The organism is Winogradskyella wichelsiae (genome assembly GCF_013403925.1).
In the GTDB taxonomy this organism is placed as follows: Bacteria; Bacteroidota; Bacteroidia; order Flavobacteriales; family Flavobacteriaceae; genus Winogradskyella; species Winogradskyella wichelsiae.
In genome coordinates, this window is record NZ_JABFDJ010000019.1 from 1 (window position 1) to 3543 (window position 3543).

Here is a 3543-nt window from a genome sequence, read left to right on the forward strand (position 1 = left end):
AGAAACCAAGAAAAATAGTAATAAAATCAGATTAAAAATGTTTTTCACAAATGTTCTTTTTAATTGCTCACAACGGTCTTGTGTATGGTTAGTTGCGTGGTTAAGCAACTAAATTAGTAAACTTTTACGAACCCGTGAATATTCCGCAGGAATATTCGCAAGTAGAGAAGAACAAAGCAATTAATTATACACGGTGTTGTACACAGTTATTTTTTTAATATTTTTTCAAATTCGGTTGAGTCTACTTTCTTTAAATCCAATTCAAGAATTCCATTTGTGTTTTCATCAATGAGTACTCTTTTGACATAAAATTCTTTTTTTGCTTTACCAAGCACTATTAATGAGGTTTGATTTTTTATAGGAATATTTGCAAAAATTAAATCATTTGGTTTTCTGTAATCCGATATGAACGAATTCAAATCTTTGTAAATAAGGAAGGTCGAAACAAATTCTAAATTGTCTTTATTTAAAACAAGCTCGTAAGAAACATTACCATCAGGCATTAAAATCTTATCAACGTTTATCCAGCCAAATTCGTCAATTAGTACGTCAGGATATTTCCACCAGTTATCAACTGCTAATTCATCATTAATTTCCGAAATATCATTTTCTATTTGTAATTCTAAATTTTCATTAGTTGTTGAATAGTAGTCCAAGGAATCAACAGGTATTATTTTATCTCTATAAGTTAAAACTCCACCATAGCGTCTTGATAAAATAGTGTCTATTATAGGGAAAGTTATGTATGTGTCTTTATCTTCAATCCATTCAATTTGATTAATAGAATCAAAAACGCCATTAAAAATTCGGTCTCCTTTTCTAAACTCTTTCTTGAATTTAATTTTCAGTTTTTTTTGGTCTTTGAGCTTTAATTCTTTATCTCCTGATTTAAATTTTAAGAATATTACACCATTAGATTCCAGAAGCTCATTTTTATCAGTAATTGTATTTAAGTTATCAGAAATTAATTCTAATCTATTGTAATATTCTTTGAGCTCTAAACTTATTTTATCATTTTCGCCAATATCAAAATCTTCTCGATTGAAGTAGATTTTAGTACCTTTTTCTCCAATAATTTCTTTGACGCTTATGGTGTCTAAATCAAACACTTGATTTTCGACAAGGACAATATTTTGAAAGGGATTCGTAGGTTCAAATTCGGCTATATCTTTTTTACAACTAAATACAGAAATTGAAACTAAAAAGTATATTAGGATTTGTTTTTTCATAATTGTGTACAACGTTGATGTGTATGGTTAGTTGCGTGGTTAAGCAACTAAGTTAGCAAACAAATCACAGATAGAAAATTCCAGCGGAATTTTCGTAAGTCGGCAGTGACCTAGCAATTAATTATACACGGTGTTAGCCACTGATTATTTTTCGTTAAATTTTTTCGTTTTCGGGTTGTAAGTAAATAAAGTTTTTAGTTTTTGTGATTCACCGTTTTCATTTGTTGCGAACAACGTTATTTCTTCATTTTTGTCTATTATAATATCGCTTTTTAAGTTTCCTCCAACATCTACCGTTATTGATTTAGTAATGTCGTTCTCCTTTGAACCTTTGACAATTCTCCCACTTAAAATTGTAGCATCTCTTTTAACGAATTTCACATATACACTTGATTCCAATCCAAAAAGTTTGATTTTTTCTTTCTCTGTTGGTTTTATATAAAAGTCATTAAAGTCGAGTTTGAATTGTATAGGGAAAGATTCGTCTTTTTTTGTTTCTTCCAATTTTATCCATTCAATAATGGCAAGATTCATAATAACACTTTTATTGTTATCAATTGCTTCTATTAAAAGTGATTCTATTTTAATAGGTTCATTTATCTTTTCTCTATAAACTACTCCATTAAAATCTTTTGAAATTATATCTAATATTTCCTGTGTAGTATCCAAATATAATTTTGGTGCAGTAAATTTTGATTCAATTTTAAGACCCATTTGCTTTATTGGGAACCAACTTTTAACATCTTCTTGTTTGAGTTTATTTGCAGTATGTAATTCAATTCCGTAATATTTTGCAGTATTTATTGCGTCTGCTTGATATCCATTTGTACTAACAAAAACTTTCTTATTAATTTCTTTGATTCTATCGCATTTGGATTGGAAAGCTTCAATTTCTTTAACAGGAACTTTTTTATTATAATCTTTGCACTCAATAGCTATTTTGATTTCAAAGTCATTGATTGAAGAAACAATTAGAATATCAATTTCTCGTTTCTGTCCACTTTCATTTTCGATTTTATAGTTGTTGAAAATCTTTGTGTTTTCAGAATCTTTTAAAGTCTCTTGGATAAGTCGGATCGTTTTTTCTAACGATTTTCCATTGTTCTTCATAGTTTCTGGTAATTTGTGGCTAACGGTTGTGTGTATGATTAGTTGCGTGGTTAATCAATTAAATTAGTAAACAAATACGAACCAGAGAAAATTCCGAAGGAATTTTCCAAATAGGCACTTGCCAAAGCAATTAATTATACACGGTGTTAGCCACAGTTTTTATTTAACTAATATCTTATTTCAACTCCACTCTTTCTGAAAACATCTAATAATTTTTCATTTTCTTTTGATTTGTCAAACTTTAAACAAATATCTTTTACTTTTGGTAAATTATTTGGTGTTATGGTTGTTAAATCATTAATATATAACGAAGGTATATTTAGACCAAGTCTTAAACTCTCTAATTCATTGTTAAATTTAGATACTTCTTTAAGGCTTTTGAAATTCATAACACTAAAGCCTTTCAAATTTTTATTGTTTTCTAAATTTGGAATTTTTTCAACTTTACTTAATCCATCAAGAGTAATACTTTCAATTTTTGTTAAGCCTTGTAAGAAGTCCAAATTTAATATTGTATGAGAACGATGAATAGAAAGTGTTTTTAAATTAGGTAATTTCTTATCCATATCATCTGTGTTTTTCAATCCTAAAACATATAAACTCTCTAAACTTGGGATTTTCTTTATTTGTGAAATATCCAATCCTTTTATATTCAATTCCTTTAAATTGGTTAATTTATTTATGGCTTGATGGTGTTTTTTTGTAATGCTATTTTCTAAATTTAAATATTCAAGTTTAGGACAAGCAGTTAATTTTCCTAAATCAATTTTATTAGAATAACAATATGAAAAACCAACCCCTTTAAGATTTTTAAAATGTTCAATTCCGTCAAGGTTTTCAAAAAGAGAATTTGCTTTGAATGTATGAAATTCAATCTTTGAAATACTTTTACTAATACATTCAAATTCGTTTAAATCAATCCAGTTTTCATCTCTTATCTCCAATACCAGAGTAGTATCATTTTTTATTTTAAGAACTAAATCATTTAATAAATTTAATTGTTCTGTATTTGGTTTTTCATCAAAAAACAAACGTAAAGGATTTTCAGATTTTTGTAGATCTTGAATTTCTTTTATTGTAAGAGTATTTATTTTTTCTACAAACATAATCTTCCGTTGTATTCGTTTTTGTATTATACTGATATAGGTTGACTCTTTTTGGTTAATATTTAGACGTTCAAAAGATTTTTTTTTCAGCGGTTTAG

The 3543-nt window shown here is 27.5% G+C and carries 3 protein-coding genes; all 3 read right to left on the reverse strand.

Annotation, left to right across the window (positions count from 1 at the left end):
- Positions 1 to 206: 206 nt before the first annotated feature.
- Positions 207 to 1229: a hypothetical protein gene (locus HM985_RS16815; RefSeq protein ID WP_179314920.1), complete on the reverse strand. Its 1023-nt coding sequence runs from the start codon at positions 1227 to 1229 to the stop codon at positions 207 to 209.
- Positions 1230 to 1373: 144 nt separating this feature from the next.
- Positions 1374 to 2339 (reverse strand): restriction endonuclease, encoded by a 966-nt coding sequence (locus HM985_RS16820; RefSeq protein ID WP_179377374.1) that lies wholly within the window; start codon positions 2337 to 2339, stop codon positions 1374 to 1376.
- Positions 2340 to 2506: 167 nt separating this feature from the next.
- Positions 2507 to 3543, reverse strand: a 1037-nt coding sequence (locus HM985_RS16825; RefSeq protein WP_218843436.1) for a hypothetical protein, incomplete at its 5' end; no start/stop codon positions are given.